General features: G+C 70.8%; 18 protein-coding genes. 9 read left to right on the top strand and 9 right to left on the bottom strand.

The genetic code is table 11. From position 1 onward, the window contains the following. Positions 1-922: alpha/beta hydrolase family protein (locus VGD44_RS10045; RefSeq protein ID WP_331086488.1), on the top strand; the 922-nt coding region annotated here is incomplete at its 5' end. A gap of 24 nt (positions 923-946) precedes the next feature. Here the strand turns inward: VGD44_RS10045 and VGD44_RS10040 are convergent. Beyond that, positions 947-1828, bottom strand: a complete 882-nt coding sequence (locus tag VGD44_RS10040) for a LysR family transcriptional regulator (protein ID WP_331086486.1) — start codon at positions 1826-1828, stop codon at positions 947-949. Between the two features lie 143 nt (positions 1829-1971). Here VGD44_RS10040 and VGD44_RS10035 point away from each other — a divergent pair, with 143 nt between their 5' ends. Beyond that, positions 1972-2550 (top strand): cupin domain-containing protein, encoded by a 579-nt coding sequence (locus VGD44_RS10035; protein ID WP_331086484.1) that lies wholly within the window; start codon positions 1972-1974, stop codon positions 2548-2550. A gap of 10 nt (positions 2551-2560) precedes the next feature. Here VGD44_RS10035 and VGD44_RS10030 read toward each other — a convergent pair whose 3' ends face one another. The 4 genes from VGD44_RS10030 to VGD44_RS10015 form a co-directional block, all read right to left on the bottom strand. Further along, positions 2561-3484 (bottom strand): LysR family transcriptional regulator, encoded by a 924-nt coding sequence (locus VGD44_RS10030; protein ID WP_331086482.1) that lies wholly within the window; start codon positions 3482-3484, stop codon positions 2561-2563. A gap of 81 nt (positions 3485-3565) precedes the next feature. Then, the gene (locus VGD44_RS10025) at positions 3566-4021 is read right to left on the bottom strand and encodes a cytochrome P460 family protein (protein ID WP_331086480.1); all 456 of its coding nucleotides are present in this window, start codon (positions 4019-4021) and stop codon (positions 3566-3568) included. An 81-nt stretch (positions 4022-4102) separates the two neighbouring features. After that, on the bottom strand, positions 4103-6208 hold the full coding sequence (locus tag VGD44_RS10020) for an ATP-binding protein (protein ID WP_331086478.1): 2106 nt from the start codon (positions 6206-6208) through the stop codon (positions 4103-4105). A gap of 102 nt (positions 6209-6310) precedes the next feature. Then, on the bottom strand, positions 6311-7060 hold the full coding sequence (locus tag VGD44_RS10015) for a methyltransferase (protein ID WP_331086476.1): 750 nt from the start codon (positions 7058-7060) through the stop codon (positions 6311-6313). A 113-nt stretch (positions 7061-7173) separates the two neighbouring features. Between VGD44_RS10015 and VGD44_RS10010 the strand changes: the two genes are divergently transcribed. Further along, the gene (locus VGD44_RS10010; RefSeq protein ID WP_331086474.1) at positions 7174-8007 is read left to right on the top strand and encodes a hypothetical protein; all 834 of its coding nucleotides are present in this window, start codon (positions 7174-7176) and stop codon (positions 8005-8007) included. Here the strand turns inward: VGD44_RS10010 and VGD44_RS10005 are convergent. Next, a complete protein-coding gene (locus tag VGD44_RS10005; RefSeq protein WP_331086472.1) occupies positions 8004-9137 on the bottom strand; it encodes a PEPxxWA-CTERM sorting domain-containing protein in 1134 nt (377 codons plus the stop codon). The two genes, VGD44_RS10010 and VGD44_RS10005, sit on opposite strands and share 4 nt — an antisense overlap. Before the next feature lie 821 nt (positions 9138-9958). Between VGD44_RS10005 and VGD44_RS10000 the strand changes: the two genes are divergently transcribed. Genes VGD44_RS10000 through VGD44_RS09990 form a run of 3 tightly spaced genes read left to right on the top strand, consistent with a single transcriptional unit; the run spans position 9959 to position 12309 of the window. Next, entirely contained in the window at positions 9959-10588 is a 630-nt protein-coding gene (locus VGD44_RS10000; RefSeq protein WP_331086470.1) for a TetR/AcrR family transcriptional regulator, read from the top strand. A gap of 10 nt (positions 10589-10598) precedes the next feature. After that, the gene (gene gluQRS / locus VGD44_RS09995) at positions 10599-11426 is read left to right on the top strand and encodes a tRNA glutamyl-Q(34) synthetase GluQRS (RefSeq protein ID WP_331086468.1); all 828 of its coding nucleotides are present in this window, start codon (positions 10599-10601) and stop codon (positions 11424-11426) included. Continuing rightward, the gene (locus VGD44_RS09990) at positions 11419-12309 is read left to right on the top strand and encodes a DMT family transporter (protein ID WP_331086466.1); all 891 of its coding nucleotides are present in this window, start codon (positions 11419-11421) and stop codon (positions 12307-12309) included. Before gluQRS ends, VGD44_RS09990 begins: the two co-directional genes overlap by 8 nt. Here VGD44_RS09990 and VGD44_RS09985 read toward each other — a convergent pair. The 3 genes from VGD44_RS09985 to VGD44_RS09975 form a co-directional block, all read right to left on the bottom strand. Next, positions 12296-13717, bottom strand: coding sequence for a protein adenylyltransferase SelO (locus tag VGD44_RS09985; protein WP_331086464.1), 1422 nt, complete (start codon positions 13715-13717; stop codon positions 12296-12298). The two genes, VGD44_RS09990 and VGD44_RS09985, sit on opposite strands and share 14 nt — an antisense overlap. A gap of 181 nt (positions 13718-13898) precedes the next feature. Beyond that, positions 13899-14699 carry an SDR family NAD(P)-dependent oxidoreductase gene (locus VGD44_RS09980; RefSeq protein ID WP_331086462.1) on the bottom strand — a complete coding sequence of 267 codons (801 nt, stop codon included), beginning with the start codon at positions 14697-14699 and terminating at the stop codon, positions 13899-13901. A 1-nt stretch (position 14700) separates the two neighbouring features. After that, positions 14701-15264, bottom strand: a complete 564-nt coding sequence (locus VGD44_RS09975; protein ID WP_331086460.1) for a carboxymuconolactone decarboxylase family protein — start codon at positions 15262-15264, stop codon at positions 14701-14703. 90 nt (positions 15265-15354) lie between these two features. Here VGD44_RS09975 and nhaA point away from each other — a divergent pair, with 90 nt between their 5' ends. The 3 genes from nhaA to VGD44_RS09960 all read left to right on the top strand — a co-directional run. Then, complete coding sequence (gene nhaA, locus VGD44_RS09970) at positions 15355-16545, top strand: Na+/H+ antiporter NhaA (protein WP_331086458.1); 1191 nt, start codon at positions 15355-15357, stop codon at positions 16543-16545. A gap of 64 nt (positions 16546-16609) precedes the next feature. Beyond that, a complete protein-coding gene (locus tag VGD44_RS09965) occupies positions 16610-17071 on the top strand; it encodes a (2Fe-2S)-binding protein (protein ID WP_331086456.1) in 462 nt (153 codons plus the stop codon). Further along, positions 17068-18654, top strand: a 1587-nt coding sequence (locus VGD44_RS09960; RefSeq protein WP_331086454.1) for a xanthine dehydrogenase family protein molybdopterin-binding subunit, incomplete at its 3' end; no start/stop codon positions are given. The genes VGD44_RS09965 and VGD44_RS09960, both read left to right, overlap by 4 nt.

The following is an 18654-nucleotide window of genomic DNA, read 5'->3' as shown; positions in this document are numbered from 1 at the left end:
GGGCGGCGCCTTCGCCGGGACCTACGAAGACCCCAGGACCCCGCCGCAGACCGCCCTCTACCGCGCCGACGGAACCCGCGTGCGCTGGATCGAGGAGAACGCGCTGAAGGCCGGCCATCCGTTCTGGCCCTACGCGGACCGGCTGGTCGAGCCTGACTTTGGAGCCATCAAGGCCGCCGACGGCAGCGACCTGTGGTGGTCCATGCGGATGCCACCGAACTTCGACCCGTCCAAGAAGTACCCGGTGATCGTCCAAGTCTACGGCGGCCCCTCCGGCCCGCGGGTCGCCAAGAACTGGCACACGCCGGAGGACCAGATCCTGCTGGACGCCGGCTACATCCTCTTCCGGCTCGACAACCGCGGCGTCGGCTTCCGATCGGTGGCCTTCAAGACCGCCATCGACCGCAAGCTCGGCCAGCTCGAGGTCGACGACCAGCTCGCCGGCGCCGCATATCTCAAGACCCTGCCCTACGTGGACGCGAACCGCCTGGGCGTCACCGGCTGGTCGTACGGCGGCTTCATGACGCTCTTGATGCTCACCGCGCCGGACAGCCCGTTCAAGGCCGGTGTCGCCGGGGCGCCGGTGACCGACTGGAAGCTCTACGACACGCATTACACCGAGCGGTTCATGGGCACGCCCGCGGACAACGCGGCCGGCTACGCCGCCACCGAGATCGTCAGCCGCCTGCCGCGGCTGAAGGCCGGCTCGCTGCTCCTGATGCACGGCATGGCCGACGACAACGTCACCTTCGACCACTCGACGCGGGTGCTGTTCGCGCTGCAGGCGCGGGGCACGCCGTTCGAGATGATGGCCTACCCGGGCCTGCGCCACCGCGGCGGCTGGACGCCGACCAACCGCATGCACCGGGCGATGACGACGCTGGAGTTCTTCGACCGCAAGCTCAAGGATGAGGGGCGTTAGAGCTCACCCCGGTCCTCGTGGCCGTCACCACCATCGAGTCACCCGCTTGGCGAAGAAGTCGATGAACGCGCGCACGCGCGGAGCGTCCTTCAGCTCGGGCCGTGTGACGATCCAGGTGTGGGTGACGCTCTCCGGATCCGGCGGGAAGACCTGCACGAGGTCCGGCTCGGCATCCGCGCGCACGCAGGGCATCGCGCCGATGCCCAGCCCCGCCCGCACGGAGTCGAACTGGTTGCCCAGGCTCGTCGAGCGCAGGGTGGCCGTGACCTCCGGCGCCTGGTCCAGGATCCGTTGGAGGCCCGGGATGGTTTGCGGCTCATGGGTGCCGCCGACGATCAGGTGACTCTTCAGGTCGACGGGCTTGGCCGGCCGGCCCATCCGGCCCGCATAGTCGCGGCTGCAGTAGAGCGCCCATTGCGTCGTGTTGACCTTGCGCGCGACCAGGTTGGAGTCCGGCAACGGGCCGCGGGAGATGCGGAACGCGATGTCGGCCGCGCCCGCCTCGAGATCCAGTCGCTGGTCCGAGATCACCATCTCCAGGGTCACGTCCGGGTAGGCCTCACGGAACTCGGGCAGCAGCGGGGTGACAACCGAGGCGGCCAGCATCTCGCTCAGGGTCACGCGCAGCGCCCCGCTCACGCCCCGCCGGTGGGCGGCGATCTTCTGGCCCATTTCGAACGCAGCGCGCTCCATGATCTCGCCGTCGGCCACCAGGCAGAGGCCGGCGTCCGTGAGGATCGCGCCGGTCTGGGTGCGCTCCACGAGCTTGACCCCGAAGTCCCGCTCCAGGGCCTCGAGCCGGCGCGCCACCGTGGTCTGGTTGACCTTCAGCTCACGGGCCGCGCCCGCGGTCGAACCGCTTCGCGCCACGGCGAGCAGCGCCTTCACATCGTCCCAGTCGAACATCCCCGCCCATACGCCACCGTTGACCCGCCGCCATGTGCGCCATGCCCGCCACACCCGCAAGCGGAACCGGCGTCAGGTCGTCGGCGGCGCGCGATTGACAGCCGTGCTTGAGGTGGGCGCCACTGTCCGGACGGAGGCAGCTCATGAACCGCACAATGACCCTTGGCTTGGCCCTCGCCTCGCTCGTCGCCTTCGGGTTCGCCCTGCCCGCCGCAGCCTACGCCGAACCCGCGGGCGGACGCGCGCTCGTGCTCAGGAAGGACGAAGGCGACTGGCGGCTCCGGCGGCCTCGGGCGGCCGGCGTTCAACCGGCGTCCGCGTCTTCGCTCATCGTCAAGGTCTCGCCGGAGCTTGGAGGTTCGCCGAACTTCTTCATGGCCTACGAGGAGATAGCGCCCGGCGGCGAGATCCCCGCGCATCGGCATCGAAGCTACGACGAGATCCTCTTCGTGCATCGCGGCGAAGGGCTGGCAAGCCTCGGCGAGCGCGCCGCCCCGGTCGCCGAAGGGGCGACGATCTACATTCCGGCGGCGACCCGCGTCGGCCTCCGCAACACCGGCAAGTCGCCGCTGCAGGTCGTCTTCATCTTCCCGCACCCTGAGAAGGTGGCCGCCTACTACGCCGATCTCACCGTGCGGAAGGGAGAAGCCGCGGAGCCGATGACGGCCGAGGACCTGCGGGCGTTGCGCGAGAAGCATCGCGATCACATCGAGTTCGAGTGAGCGCCCGGCCTCAGCGTTGGTCGGCCTGCGCTTGCGCGGCGCGGTCCTCGTAGTCCTTCACCACGGCGGCGATGCGCTTGGTGAAGAAGTCGATGAAGGCGCGCACCCGCGGCGCGTCCTTCAACTCGGGCCGCGTGACGATCCAGGTGTAGGCGACGCTCCCCGGATCCGGCGGAAACACCTGCACGAGGTCTGGTTCGGAGTCCGCGAGCAGGCAGGGCATCGGGCCGATGCCCAGGCCCGCCCGCACCGAGGCGAAGAGGTTGGTCATGCTCGTCGACCGCAGGGTGGCCGTCACGCCGGGCGCCTGGTCCAGGATCGGCTGCAGGCCCGGGATGGTCTGCGGCTCGTCGGTGCCGCCAACCACCATGTGGTTCTTCAGGTCGGCGGGGCTCGCGGGCCGGCCCATGCGGTTGGCGTAGTCGCGGCTGCAGTACAGCGCCCATTCCGTGGTGTTGACCTTGCGCGCCACCAGGTTGGAGTTCGGCAGCGCCCGGGCGCCGCGGAACGCGATGTCGGCCTCGCCCGCCTCCAGGTCGAGCATCTGATCGGTGATCACCATCTCCAGCGTCACGTCCGGATAGAGCTGGCGGAACTCCAGAAGCAGCGGGGTGATCACGCTGGCGGCGAGCATCTCGCTCAGGGTCACGCGCAGGGTCCCGCTCACGCCGCGTCGGTGCGCGTCGACCTTCCGGCGCAGCGCGATTGCCGCGCGTTCCATGGCCTCACTGTCGGCCACGAGGCTCAGGCCCGCCTCGGTCAGGCTGGCGCCGGTCTGCGACCGCTCCACCAGCCGCACGCCCAGGTCCCGCTCCAGGGCCTCCAGTCTGCGCGCCACCGTGGTCTGGTTCACCCCCAGCTCGCGGGCCGCTCCGGCGGTCGAACCGCTCCGCCCGACTGCGAGCAGCGCCTTCACATCGTTCCAGTCGAACATGCCCCAAGTTCGCCATGCCTTGACGTTCGCGGCAAGCAGCCGACCGACATAACGGCCAAGCTTCCACCTTCCGCTCCGGCGCTACTCGCCGTACCGGCTGAACACCCCGTCCTGGGTCCCCGGCCGGGCATGGCACCCGGCGCACTGCTTCACGCCCTGGGCCGCGGTCACCAGCCGCGTCTTCCCATCCGCCGAATACTCCCCGAACACCCAGCCGTCGGGCCCCTTGCGCATAACGTCCACGAACTTGCGCGCCGCGGGCTCGATGCCCGTCGCCGCCACCGTCGCGTCGAGCTGGTCGTAGGCGATCACCGCGCCCACAGGGAAGCGGCCGGTCCGGTAGCCCTGCATGGCCGGCGCGTTGGCGTAGATGCTGTGCAGGCCCTCGTACTTAGGCGCCGCCGGGTGGCCGGGTCCGAGGTAGGCGCTCTTCACGTGGGTCCAGGCCCGGTAGCCCTCCGGCCAGGGAACCTCCTCCAGTGGCGCGGCGGCGCTCGCCGCCAACCCCGCCATGATCGCGATCCAGGCGTGCTTCATGCGCCTTCCCCGTTCCTGCGCCACAGATGCGCAGGCGCGCGCGGCCGCGCTAGCGCCGCGACGGGCAACGGGCGGTGCGGCTCAGGCCGCGGCGCTGCGCTGGGGTTCGCGCTCGGCCAGCGCGCGCTCGATGGCCGCAATCAGCGCCGCCATCTCGATCGGCTTGGCCACGAAGCCGTTCATGCCGGCCGCCAGGTACTCGTCGATCTGGTGGCGCATCACGTTCGCCGACAGGGCCAGGATCGGGATCGGCGCAAGGCCACGCTCGGCTTCGTGGGCGCGGATGGCCAGGGTGGCGTCGACGCCGTTCATCACCGGCATCTGGACGTCCATCAGGATCAGGTCGAACCGCTCGGCCTGGAACGCCTCGACGGCCTCTTGCCCGTCGCCGGTCAGACGCATCTCGACGCCCAGCGGGTCCAGCATGGCGGTGAGCAGGAGCTGGTTGGTCTTGTTGTCCTCCGCCGCCAGGATGCGGATCGGCGGCAGCTCGGCTTCGTCCTCGACGGCCTGTTCGCCGGCGCGGCGCGGGCCCACCCAGGCCAGGGGGAGTTCGAAGGTGAACGCCGAGCCGCGGCCCTCGACGCTGGTCACCCACACGCGTCCGCCCATCAGCTCGACCAACTCGCGGCAGATGGCCAGGCCCAGGCCGGTGCCGCCGAAGCGCCGCGTGGCGCTGGGATCGACCTGCGAGAAGCGCTCGAACAGCTGGTCCACCCGGTCGCGGGCAATGCCGACGCCGCTGTCCGAGACCGTGCAGGCGATGCCGTCGCCCGCGCGGCGCACGGCCACCCGGACCTCGCCGGTGTCGGTGAACTTGACCGCATTGGACGCGAAGTTGGCCAGCACCTGGCGAATGCGGCCGGCGTCGCCGCGCCAGGTCCCGCGCGCCTCGGGCTGCACCTCGACCAGGAAGCGGACGTCTTTCTGGGCCGCCAGGGTGGCGAAGCTGCGGGTCGCGGTGTCGATCTCAGCCTCGAGGTCGAACTCGTGGATGTCGATGTCCATCCGGCCGGCCTCGATCTTCGAGAGGTCCAGGAGGTCGTTGAGCAGGCTCAGCAGGGTCTCGCCCGAGGCGCGGATCAGACGGACCTTGTCCTGGTCGGCCGGCGAGAGGTCGCTCTTGGCCAGCACCTGGGCCATCCCCAGCACGCCGTTCAGCGGCGTGCGGATCTCGTGGCTCATGTTCGCCAGGAACTGCGACTTGGCGATGTTGGCGGTCTCGGCCCGGTCGCGGGCGGCCTGCAGTTCGTGCAGCGCTTCGGCGTGGCCGCGCTCGTGGATGACCAGCCGCCGCGCGACCCGCGCGATCTGCCAGGCCAGGGCGGCGATCACGCCCAACACGACAATGAAGCACAGCGCCAGCACGGGCGCCGCGGCCTTCAGGGCCTGCAGGCCGGGATGCCGCTGGGTCCAGTTGACCCGCCCGATCGGCCGGCCGTCGGCGTCGCGCAGCACGAGGGCGGCCGGCGTCTCGACCGTGCTCAAGTCGCTCTTGAAGCCGTCGATCCCCACGCCGTCGACGATCCCCTCGTGGTCGAGCCGCTGGGCCGAGACCACCAGGGTGGACGGTCCGGGGTCGCGGGCGATCTCGGCGTTCTCGGGCGTCACCGTCGAGGCGGCCACCAGGTAGATGACGCCGCCCGAGAGCACGAAGCCCGACGCCGTCTCGCTGAGCACCGCCGCGGTGGGCGGCGCTTCCGGCGCCTTGGCCCCGCGCGCAGTCTCGATCGCCCGCGCCCGCCGGATGACCGGCGCCACGTCGGCGAGGAACTGGGACTGGGTATTCGGGTCGATGCGGGCCTCGCCCTTCCAGGCATAGAACGGGCGGCCGTCGCGGCCGATCGCCATCGACAGGTCATGGCCGCGGTTGCCGGCGAGGTAGCTGCCGATCTCCTCGTCCAGCCACTGCGGATTCCCGCCGGGCCGGAGCTCGCGGTAGGCTTGGTTCCAGACGGTGGCGGTGGTGATGTCGGTCACCATCCGTTGGAGTCGTCGGTCGAGCACGCTGCCCACCAGGGTACGGTCCTCGCGGGACTGCAGGGCGTCCAGCGCCTGCGAGCCGGCAGTCAGCAGCGCAGCCGACCCGGCGATAATCATGGCCAGGAGCGCAGCGCCGAGCGCGATCAGGCGGCGCACGGCCGCCTGACCCTCGGTCAGCCTGATCTCTGCGGGCGCGTCCGACATCGCCTGACCATGATCGGTGGGGCGCCTGCCAGACAGTAAACACAGCGTCGCAAGCTTATTGACAAACTGTCGCACAACTCACGAATGGTGCTGCGAAATCCGCTACTTCGGCTTGCGGAACTTCATCACGAACTGGTCAGTCTTCCCGCGGACGGACGGGTCGAAGACGCTGGCGGTGTGGGGGTCGGTGGCGTTCTTGAGGATCGCGCTCTCGCTCTCCAGCTTGAAGCCCGCGGCCTCGACCTCCTGCTTCACGATCGACGGCTCGATGCGGTGGACCTTCATCGCCGCCTCCAGGCCCGAGCCCGGCGCGCCGACGTGGTCGACCACCAGGTAGACGCCGCCGGGCTTCAGCGACTTGAACACCTCGGCGTTGACCTTGGCCGCCGTGTCCTTGGGGAACGGGGTCAGGTGCAGGTCGTGGTAGTTCTGCACGGTCAGGACCGCGTCCAGCCCGTCGGGCAGGTCGAGCGCGCCGAAGGTGGAGCTCAGCGGCATGACGTTGGGACGGGCCGCCGCCACCTTCTTCAGGTTCTCGCCGTAGCTCGCCTGGAACTGGATGAACTCGGCTGGCTGGTAGGCGACCACTTGGCCGTTCGGGCCCACGGCCCCCGCCAGGATGTGGGTGAAATAGCCGCCGCCGATGACCAGGTCGGCCACCTTGGCGCCGGGCTTCAGGTCGAGCAGCGCCACGGTCTCGCCGGCCTTGCGCGCTTCGTCCTTGGCGGGATCCTCGGCCGGACGACCCTTGTCGGCGAGCGCGGCGGTGATGTGCGCCGGCACGGCGGCGGCGGCGGCGCTCGCCCCCAGCGCCAGGGCTGCTGCGGCGGCGAGCATCCAATTGCGGGTCATGTCCATCCTCCCTCGGATTTGTGAGCGCGACCCTAGCACCCGCGACGTCCCAGCCTCTAGCGGGGCCGAAGGAACGGCCGTATCCTTCCAGCGCGTGTCAGTCAGGAGTCGTCGTGATCAGTAGGATCATCGGGGGCGCAGTGGCTGCTGCGCTTCTCTCAGGCCCGGCCCAGGCCGCCGCGGCCAACGCGTCCGCCCTCGCCTGGCTGGTCAATCCCACCGATACCGGTTGCCGCGTCGACCTGGAGCTCACCGGGCGATCGGGCGGCGTCACGCCCGTCAGCCTGATCTCCGACGGACAGATCGTGAGCCTGCGGTTCTTCAAGGACGACCTGCCGGCGCGCGCCTTCCTGCCGATCCGCATCGACCGGCAGCGGTTCTCGAACCTGATGCTGCGCGGGACGGATGGCGCCGGCGAGTTGGTGCTGTCGCAGGAGACCGAGGCGGCCATGAAGAAGGGCGGTACGCTGGGCCTGGCGTGGCTGTCGGAAGAGCCGCTGACCGCGTCCCTCGCAGGATCCGAGCGCGGGCTACAGGACCTGAAGACCTGCGGCGCGCAGACGGCGGCGCGCCATCGCGAGCGCACGGCCGCCGAGCTGGCCGCCCGTGATCGCTCAGAGGCCGAGGCTCGCGCCCGTGAGCTCAGCGAGGCCCAGCTCGCCGCCGTGAAGGCCCAGACCGCCGCGGCCGAGGCCCAGCGCCGTCAGGTCGAGGAAACCGCAGAGCGGCAGCGCCGCGCCGAAGCCGCAGCCCAGGACCGCGCCTACGCCGAGGCGCGGCAGCGGGAGTACGAGGACGACCGCCGGCGCGCCTACGAGCAGGCCCAGCGTCGCCGCGTCTACGAGTATCCGGTCGAGGAAGAGGACGAGCGGTGGACGCCGCTGCCGCAACGGCCGGTCTGGCCGCCGCGACCGCGGTATCCGTATCCCTACGACGAGCGCTACTAGCCGACGCCGGCCGCGAGCCGCCGGCGGCGGATCGCGTAGCCGGCCGCGCCAAAGCCCAGGATCAGCATCGCCCAGGTCGAAGGCTCCGGGACCGACGTGGTCGGGTCGCTCGGCCCGGCGCCACCTGGACCACTCGGACCGAGCGGACCGCCTGGATCGCCAGGACCGCCTGGATCGCCAGGGCCGCCCGGATCCCCAGGACCTTGCGGATCGGGGTCGAACGGGTTGGGCGGAACGGTCGGGCCGCCGCCGGGCGGGTTCGGAGGCCCAAGCGGGCCTGGAGGTTCGCCAGGCGTCGTGCCAGGCGGCGTGAACGGGTCGTCGCCGTCGGTCGGATCGTCGCCGTCGGTCGGGTCCGTCGGGTCGCCCGGCTGGCCCCCGCCGCCACCGCCACCGCCACCGCCGCCACCAGTGCCGCCGCCGCCGCCGCCACCGCCAGTGCCGCCGGGGATCAGGCCAGGCTCGGGCGAAAGGTCGTCACCGCCGCCGGCGGGCGGGTTGAGGATCGTCGGGCCGCCGTCGCCCGGCTCGCCGCCGGGGCCGCCGGAGCCGTCGCCGCCCACGAGTCCGTCGCCGGCGCCGTCGTCCGTCGTCGGCGGCGCAAGGTCGCCGGCCGGTACGTTGGTCGGGCCCGCGCCACCGCCGGCGCCGCCCTTGCCTTCGACGCCACTGACGCCCTCGCCCGCGCCGCCGCCGAAGCCGCCGCCGGGGTCGGGGTTGGTCGCCGCATCGCCGGCGGGCACGCCGCCTTCGAGGGCGGGCAGCCCGCCGTTGCGGAACAGGTTCAGCCGGCCGCCGTCGAGGAGGCCGTTGCCTCCCATGAAGGTTGGGATTGCCAGGCCCGCGATCACGAGCATCATCGCGTTCGCGCGGCGCCGCCGGGCGAACCAAGAGGTATCGGCCGCACCGCTCGAACCACCCTGAGCGCTGAACAGCCGGCCCATCGGGCCGCGCCCGCCCCCGAGGTGCTCGGGGCCGAGGCGCGACGGCCAAAGCCACGCGATCAGGGCGCCGCCCCAGACATCGCCGGCGCGCTTTTGGTCGGTCCGCGGCTGCGGCCACACCCACGCGATGGCGGAGGCGAATAGGCCGCGCTTCATGGCGCGGGGCTCGATCGCTTCAGCGGTCATGGGACCCTCCCATCGGCCGAACGATCGGCACGAACACTCATGGCGTAGCTGCCCCAATTCCGCCCAGATGTCCTTGAGCCAGCCCGTCGCGCGACGGTTTGTCTCGTCGGCGTTGTCCCACAACGGGTCATCGGAGTTGCTCCTCAGCGCAGGGGAGCGCCCCCCGCTTCAAGCCGTTCGGTGCAAGTCCGGCGCCACGGCCAAGCCCGGATGCGCGGCCCAACGAAAAGGGGCCCGCAACGGGGCCCCTGTCCGATTCTGTCGTGGGTGGGAGTTAGGTTCAGATGCCTAGGCCCGCCGTCGAGAACGCGGCGAACACGCCGAGCGCCAGCAGGTACAGGGGAGCGATCCGGTCGAAGTTCTTCGCGAGAGACATGACACACACCTTTCGGTTCGATTCTGGACCCCCGGGGGAGCGGGGCTGTCCGTCTGGACAAGTGTTAGATAGCACTATCTGAACACTGCATAGATCAGCGATTTCGCCTGATGGCTATGCAGTTCTGCACAGGCCCAAGGGCCCACGAAAAAGGGGCCCGCTGGGGGCCCCTCCGTCGGTTCGACTGTCGTGATGAGGCGGGGAGGCCTCAGATGCCCAGTCCCGCCGTGGCCAGGGCCGCAGTGAGGCCGAGGAAGAGCAGGAACGACGGGGCGAGACGGTCGAAAAACCGTTCGAACTTTGCGAGAGACATGACACACACCTTTCAGTTGGAAACCCCAGGGGAGTGGGGCGTTTCTTATTTGAACAGCGCTCAGATAGGTGCGGCGAGCTGAACCGTCAATGCCATCTGTACAGCGCTTAGATATGAAATTATGGTAATGCCATGAGCGAAGCTAAAAGCGCCGAATCCCGCCCGTATCACCATGGCGATCTCAGGCGCGCGCTCGTCGACGCCGCCCGACGGCTCCTCGAGGCGGAGGGACCCAGCGCCCTATCCCTCCGGGCCGTGGCCCGCGAGGCCGGCGTGAGTCCGGCGGCCCCGTACCATCACTTCAAGGACAAGGCCGAGCTGCTCGACGCCGTGGCCCAGGAAGGGTGGGATATCCTCAGCGGGCTGATGTGCGACGCCAAGCGCGGCGCAGAAGGCCTGCACCAGCTCACCGCCCTCGGCATCGCCTACGTCTGCTTCGCCCGCGACAACCCGGCGCTCTATCGCGTGATGTACGACGCGGCGCGCGACAAGGAGATGCTGCCGGCGGAAGTGCAGGACAACAAGGACAGCGCCTACTGCATGGTGCGCGACACCATGATCGAGCACGGCGCGGACCCCACCGACGACATCCATCTGGAGCTGGCCAGCGCCGCAGCCTGGTGCGGGGCCCACGGCCTGGCCGAGATGGCCGGCTTCAAGCAGTTCGACCACCTGAAGGAGGCCCTGGGCGGCGAGCGCCAGTTCCTTGAGGCGGTGCTGAACCACATGGGCCTGTTCCCCAACCCGCAGCACCACTGCTAAGCGCTGGCGGGTGTTCGCCACCCGCTTCGCCCCTTCGCCCACCGGCTACCTGCACAAAGGCCACGCGTTTTCGGCGCTGACCGCGTTCGCGGCCGCGCAGGCCGTGGGCGGCCGCTTCGTGCTGCGGATCGAGGACATCGACGCCACTCGCTGCCGCCCCGAGTTCGAGGCGGCGATCTACGAAGACCTCGCGTGGCTGGGCCTGGCCTGGGAGACGCCGGTGCGGCGCCAGTCCGAGCACCTGGACGACTATCACGCGGCCCTGTCGCGCCTGGAGGCCGACGGCCTCCTCTACCGCTGCTTCCGCACCCGCAAGGAGATCGCCGAGGCCATGGCGTCGGCCCCGCACGGGCCGATGGAGGTATTCCGCGGCGGGCCGCTGCCGCCCGACGAGGAAGCCGCGCGGCTGGCCGCCGGCGAGGCCTTCGCGTGGCGCCTGTCGCTGGACGCCGCGGGGCGCAGGCTGGGCGGCTTCGGTGACCTGACGTTCGTCGAGGAGGGCGAGGGCGCCGTCGTCGCACGGCCGCAGGTGGGTGGCGACGTGGTGCTGGCGCGCAGGGACGTAGGCGTCGCCTACCATCTGGCGGTGGTCGTGGACGACGCGCTGCAGGGGATCACCCACGTGATCCGCGGCCGCGACCTCTTCGAGGCCACCCACGTGCAGCGGCTGCTGCAGGCGCTGCTGGAGCTGCCGACGCCGACCTACCGGCACCACGCCCTGCTGGTCGGCCCCGACGGCAAGCGCTTCGCCAAGCGCGACCGCGCCGAGACGCTGCGGTCCCTGCGCGAACGGGGTATGAGCGCCGCTGACCTTCGCAAGGAGCTGGGCTTTGGCTGACGCCGTCGCCGACACGCATGCGGCGCACCGCTGGCAGGCCCTGGCCGTACTGGTCATGGGCGCGTGCATCATCGGTCTCGCTGCGATCCTGGTGCGCCTGAGCGACGCCGGCCCCGTGGCCACCGGGTTCTGGCGTCTCGTCTTCGCCACGCCGCTGCTCGCGCTCATGGCGCAGCGCGCGGGCGGCCTGCGGGGCGCGCCGTCGAAGTGGGCGCTGCTGGCGGGCGTCTTCTTCGCGCTCGACCTGGGCTTCTGGCACTACGGAATCCAGTACACCTCTGTCGCCAACGCCACGGTGCTGCCCAATCTGACGCCCGTGGTGGTGACGGCCTTCGCCTGGATCTTCCTGAGGCAGCGCCCGCGCGCGCTCTTCCTTGTCGCCGTCGCCGCGGCGGTCGTGGGCGCCTCGATGATGGCGATCGGAAAGACCGGTGGGACGCCACGCAACCAGCCGCTGGGCGACGCCCTCTCCCTCTTCACCGCCTTCTGGTACGCGCTCTACTTCCTGGCGATCACGGAAGGCCGGAAGGGCGAGGGCGCCAGCCGGATCATGTTCTGGGCCGGCCTCGCCGGCGCGCCGCTGCTGCTGGCGGCCGGCGCCGTGATGGGCGAGCAGCTGGTACCCGTCACCACGGCGGGGTGGTTGGCGTGTCTCGGGCTGGGCCTGATGCACGTGACCGGCCAGGGCTCCATCGCCTGGGCCATGGGCCGGCTGCCGACACCCACCGCCTCGGTCGTGGTGCTGGTCCAGCCCGTGGTCGCCGCCGCGCTGGGTTACCTGCTCTTCGCCGAGCACATCGGCCCGCTCCAGGGGCTGGGCGCGGCCGTCACCCTGGGCGGTGTCGTCCTGGCGCAATGGGCGTCGCGCGCTAGGCCGGCGTGAGGCCCCAGGCCTGCCGCGCGACCTCGATCTGCGCCAGCTTGGCGTGGAAGACGCTCCAGTCGTCAGCGTCGGCGATGAAGGCCCACAGCGCCTCGATCTGGTCGTAGAGCAGCTCCTCGGGCTCGGGCCGGGCGAAGTACGGGTGCGCGAGCCGCTCCGGCCGCAGAGCCTCGTAGCCGGCGATCCGTTCGCGGAACTCCGCAAACTCGCCCTCGGCGTAGAGCTCGGCGCGGGGACCTGCGAGCGCGCGCTCCTCGCGGCCGCAGAACCAGTCGAAGAAGAACGGCTCCCAGCGCAACCGCGGCCCGCCCTCGGCCATGGCGCGGAAGCTGGCCTGCACGAGGCCTGCGTCCTCCTCGTCGCCGCGGGGCTGCACGCCCAGGCGGGCCAGCATCGCGGCCATCAGTTCGCGCCGGTAGGCCGGACCGAAGGCGTTCAGCGCCTCGACCAGCGGGTCGCTGCCGGTCACCAGGCTGAGGCAACCGGCGAGCTGCTGCAGGTTCCAGAACACCGCCTCCGGCTGGCGGCCGAAGCTGTAGAGGCCGGCATGGTCGAAGTAGGCGGCCGTGAAGTTGGGGTCGGAGTGCGGCAGGAACCTGTAGGGGCCGTAGTCGAAGCTTTCGCCGGTGATGTTCATGTTGTCGGTGTTGAGCACGCCGTGCACGAAGCCCGCCGCCATCCAGCAGGCGGTCAGCCGCGCGGCGCGGTCGCAGACGGCGGCCAGCAGGGCGGCCGGCCGGTCGTTCGCGCCCGCGAGCTCCGGGTAGTAGTGGGCGATCACATGGTCCACGAGCGCCGTGATCCGATCGCCGGCCTGGAAGAACGCGTGGCGCTGGAACGAGCCGAAGCGGATGTGGCTATGCGACAGGCGCACCAGCACCGACGAGCGCGTCGGGCTGGGCTCGTCGCCGCGGGTGAGCGCCTCGCCGGTCTCCACCAGGGAGAACGAGCGAGACGTCGGCACGCCCAGCGCCTCCAGCATCGCCGTGGCCAACACCTCGCGCACGCCGCCCTTCAACGTCAGTCGCCCGTCGCCGCCGCGCGACCAGGGCGTCTGGCCCGAGCCCTTGGTCCCGAGCTCGAGCAGGCGGTCGGTTCCGGCCTCGCGCAGCTGCGCGAAAGTGAAGCCGCGGCCGTCGCCGAGGTCGGGGTTGTAAGCGCGGAACTGGTGGCCGTGGTAGCGCTGGGCCAGCGGCGGGTCGATCGCCCCCGGCAGCGGCGCGAAACGGCCGAAGTGGGCGACCCACTCCTCGTCCGTCAGGGTGTCCAGCCCGACGGTCGCGGCCGCCCGGTCGTTGCGGTAGCGCAGGATCGTCTGTGGAAACTCGGCCGCCGCCACGGGATCGGCGAACTCGCCCCCGAGGGCGGGGAACTGCGGATCGGCGCGGTAGGCGGGGGAAACGGGCATCGGCGGCAGCTAGCCGCCCTCACCCGTGTGAGGCAACTAGCGGATGCCCAGGAAGCCCAGGACCGCCAGGACGACGACCACAAGGCCGACGAGATAGATGATGCCGTTCATCAGCAAGCTCTCCGGTCTGCAGCCCCTCCGACTGGGGCGACTAACGCGGGGAGATCGCTGCCTGTTCCCCTCAGCCGATGCGGACGCCCATGGCGCCGTCGACGGGCAAGATGGCGCCGGAGATGAACTTCGACTCGTCCGAGGCCAGGAACAGGGCGGCGTAGGCCGTGTCCCAGCCGGTGCCCATCTTGCCGCCCAGCGGCACGCGGGCGTCGCGCTCGGCCCGGACTTCGGCGGTGGGCCGGCCGCTGGCCTGGGCGATGCCGGTCACGGCCATCGGCGTGTCCATGTAGCCCATCATGATGGCGTTGCAGCGCACGCCGTAGCGGGCGTTGGACTGGGCCACGCTGGTGGTCAGGCGGTTCACCCCGGCCTTCGAGACCTCGTAGGCCAACTGGATGCCGCCGCCGCGGGCCGCCAGCGACGAGATGTTGACGATCGAACCCCCGCCCTGGTCGCGCATCGCCGGCAGCGCCGCCTTGATGGTCAGCCACATGCCCTTGAGGTTGACCGACAGGATACGGTCGAAGGCCGTCTCCTCCAGCCGGTGGGCCGGACCGTCGCCGCCGCCGATGCCCACGTTGTTGACCAGGACATCCAGTCGGCCGTAGCGGGCCACGGCTTCCTCGACGATCCGGGCGTTGTCGGCGGCCTTGACGATGTCGGCGCCGATGGCCGCAGCCACGCCGCCCTCCTCCAGGATCATGGCGGCGGTCTCTTCCGCCCGCTCGGCCAGCCGGTCGACACACAGCACCTGCGCGCCCTCGCGGGCGAACAGCAGCGCCATGGCGCGGCCATTGCCGATGGTCTCGCCCGGCGTCTGGCCGGCGCCCACGACCACCGCGGTCTTGTTCTCCAGCCGGCCGGTCATGTCAGTAGCCCTTCAGCTCGGGATCCAGCGTCTGGCCCGCGTCGAGCTGCACCCCGAACGTGTTCAGCATCATCGAAACCTGGGTGTACTGGCCGACGGTGAAGACCACATCCATGCGCTGCTTGTCGCTGAAGTGCCTGCCCAGCTCGGTCCAGGTGGCGTCGGTGATGAAGTGGTCGGCGACCAGCTCGTCGGCGGCCTTGATCAGCGCCGCGTCGGCCGCGCTCCAGCCGGCGTCCGCGCCGCGCTTGACCTTCTCAATCTCGGCGTCGGTCAGGCCCGAGTTCAGGCCGATGCGGGTGTGCTGGGTGAACTCGTAGCCCGACTTGCAGAGATAGCCGACGCGCAGGATGACGATCTCCCGCTCGCGGGCCGGCAGGTCGTTGCGCCGCGACAGCACGTAGCCGCCCCACGCGTTGAAGCGGGTGAGCGCCTTCGGGGCCCGCGCCAGGGTGCGGAAGATGTTGAGCAGCGGGCCATCGCCGAAGTCCTTGAGCGCCTCCTTCTGCTCGGGCCCCATCTCGGCATCGCTCAGCGGCGCGATGCGCGGGCTGGAAAGTCTCATGGCGTTCCCTCGAATTTTGTCGACGGCACCTTAGAGCCGCGGGCCGATTTCGCTAGAGCGCGAACCGGCGTCTTTGCTAGGCAGGGCCGCATGGCGAGCCGGCCCACGTTAGCGTTCCTCAAGACTGAGACCGGCTCCGGCGTCCTGCTGGCGGCCGCCGCGCTGATCGCGATCATCTGGGCGAACTCGCCGTGGGCCGGCGCCTACCATGCGCTGACCTACCAGAAGGTCGCGGTGCAGGTGGGGCCGTTCGCCGAGGAGATGAGCCTGGCCGGCTGGGTGAAGACGGCGCTGATGCCGATCTTCTTCTTCGTTGTCGGCCTGGAGATCAAACACGAGATCCTGCGCGGCGAGCTCTCCAATCCGCGACGCCTGGCGCTTCCGGTGCTGGCGGCGGCCGGCGGCGTGGTGGTCCCCGCGCTGATCTACCTCCTGTTCAACCGCGGCGCCGGCGGCAGCCCGCAGGGCTGGCCGATCCCCACCGCCACCGACATCGCGTTCGCCCTGGCGGCGCTGGCCGTGGCGGGGCCGAAACTGCCGCCGACCCTGCGGATCTTCCTGCTGACCCTGGCCATCGCCGACGACCTGGTGGCGGTGCTGCTGATCGCGGTGCTGTTCACCGCCGACCTGCGCTTCCCGATGCTGGCGGGCGCGGCGGTGACGGTGGCGGTGCTGGCGGCCATGTCGCGCTGGCGGACGGCGCCCTACTCCTTCTGGGCCATCGGCGGGCTCCTGCTCTGGGGCTTCACGCTGAAGTCGGGGGTGAACACCTCGCTGGCGGGCATCGCAGCGGCCTTCTGCATCCCGCTCGAACCCAAGCGGACGGGCGGTCAGGGCGTGCTCATCGAGACGATGGAGGCCCTGCACCCCTACGTCGCCTTCTTCATCCTGCCGGTGTTCGCCTTCATGGCGGCCGGCTTCGCGCTGGGCGGCGCGGGCGGCGGCGACATCCTGGGGCCGGTCAGCCTGGGCGTGGCGGCGGGCCTGTTCTTCGGCAAGCAGATCGGCGTGTTCGGCGCCGCGGCGCTGGCCATCGGGCTCAAGTGGGCGCGGCGACCGACGGGTGCGAAATGGCTGGAGCTCTATGGCGTGTCTGCGCTGTGCGGCGTGGGCTTCACCATGAGCCTGTTCATCGGCGCGCTGGCGTTCCCGGAGGTCGACGTGGCCCGGGAGGCCGAGGTTCGCGCGGGGGTCGTCATCGGGTCGGTGGCGTCCGCCATCGCGGGGATGATCGTGCTGGCGATCAGCGCCGCCCGGCGCACGACGGAAGAGACGCCATAGACCCTTGCGGACGGTCTGATTTGGGCGTCCGCTGACGCCGTCGATTTCAGCTTGGGGAGGCGGCATGACGAAGTTCCGCTTGAACGGCCGCGAGGTCACGGTGGCCGCGCCAGACGACTCTCCCCTGCTGTGGGCGCTCCGCGACGAGATCGGGCTGACGGGCACGAAGTTCGGCTGCGGGATCGGGGCGTGCGGCGCCTGCACGGTCCACGTCGACGGCCAGGCGATGCCCTCGTGCGTGACGCCGGTGAGCGCGGTCGCGGGACTCGCGGTCACCACCATCGAAGGGCTGGACCCGAAGGGGCAGCACCCGGTCCAGAAGGCCTGGATCGAGACCCAGGCGCCTCAGTGCGGCTACTGCCAGTCTGGCCAGATCATGCAGGCCGCCGCCCTACTGCAGCAGACGCCCAACCCCACCGACGCGCAGATCGAGGCCGCCATGGAGCGCAACCTCTGCCGCTGCATGGCCTACATCCGCATCAAGCGCGCCATCAAGCTCGCCGCCAGCCGGGGAGTGAAGGCATGAACGCGATCACCGACCTCTCCCGCCGCGGGCTCCTGATCAGCCTCACGGCCGCGGGCGCCAGCTTCGCCATGGCCGTCCCGGCGCAGGCCGCCGAGAGCTACGCGCCGACCATCTGGTACACGATCGGCCGCGACGGCCAGGTGGTCGTGAACATCATCCGCGCCGAGATGGGCCAGCACGTGGGCACCGCCATCGCCCGCATCGTGGCCGACGAGCTCGAGGCCGACTGGTCGAAGGTGAAGTTCCTGCACGTCGACACCGACCCCAAGTGGGGCCTGATGGTGACCGGCGGCAGCTGGTCGATCTGGCAGAGCTACCCGCTCTACAGCCAGGCCGCCGCGGCGGGGCGCCTGGCGCTGTTGGACGCGGGCGCGAAGCTGCTGGGCGTTCCGGCGGCGAGCTGTGTGGCGCGCAACGGTGCGGTGGTCGCGGGTGGCAAGTCCGTCTCGTACGGCGACATCGTGGCCCGGGGCGAGCTGCGCGGAGGCTTCTCGGCCGACGAGCTGGCCAAGCTCCCGCTCAAGAAGGCCGCCGACCGGCGGCTGATCGGCAAGCCCGCGCCGGCGCAGGACATCCCCACCAAGACCGACGGCAGCGGCATCTACGGCATCGACGCCAAGGTCCCGGGCATGGTCTACGCCCGGCCCGTGCTGCCGCCGACCCGCTACGGCTGCAAGGTGGCGACGCTTGACGAGACCGGGTCGAAGAAGGTGCCGGGCTACCTGCGGACCGTCGCGCTCGAGGACCCGTCCGACAACGTGACCGGCTGGGTCATGGTCTACGGCGAGAGCTGGGTGGCGGCCAACCGCGCCGCCGAGGCGCTGAAGGTGACCTGGACCACGCCGCCCGAGGCCAAGGTCTCGGAGGCCGACCTGCAGGCCCGGGCCCGCGCGCTGATCGCCGACAAGAGCAAGGGCAGCCTCGCGGTCGAGGACCCCGGCGTCGACGCCGCCTTCGCCGCGGCCAAGTCGAAGCTGGAACGCACCTACACCACCGCCACGGCCCTGCACTTCCAGCTCGAGCCGGTGAACGCGCTGGCGTTCGAGAAGGACGGGGTCTTCGAGATCCACACCGGCAACCAGTGGCAGTCCTTGGTGCTGCCGTGGCTGGCCAAGGCTCTGGGGCGCAAGGAGGAAACGATCGTCCTGCGCACCCATTTGCTGGGCGGCGGCTTCGGGCGGCGGCTGGACGGGGACTACGCGGTGGGCGCTGCGCTGGCGTCCAAGGCCATCGGCGGCAAGCCGGTGAAGATGGTCCTGGCGCGGGCCGAGGATACTCGCTTCGACTGCCCGCGCTCGCCGTCGGTGCAGACCCTGCGCATGGCGTTCGGCGAGGGCGGCCGGGTGACGGCGATGGAGCACCACTGCTGCGCCGGCTGGCCCACCGAAGCGATGGCGCCGTTCTTCATGCCCAAGGGCGCCAACGGCGTGGCCTTCGACCCCTTCGCGATCAACGGGGCGAACCACTGGTACAACGTGGGCGCGCACCGGGTGCGGGCAATCGGCAACGATCTCGCCAACAAGACCTTCCGGCCGGGCTGGCTGCGCTCTGTGGGGCCGGGCTTCACCAACTGGGCGTTGGAG

The organism is Phenylobacterium sp. (assembly GCF_036402295.1).
Taxonomy (GTDB): Bacteria; Pseudomonadota; Alphaproteobacteria; order Caulobacterales; family Caulobacteraceae; genus Phenylobacterium.
Note: the sequence above shows the minus strand (reverse complement) of the source record. Positions and strands in the feature narration are given on the sequence as shown.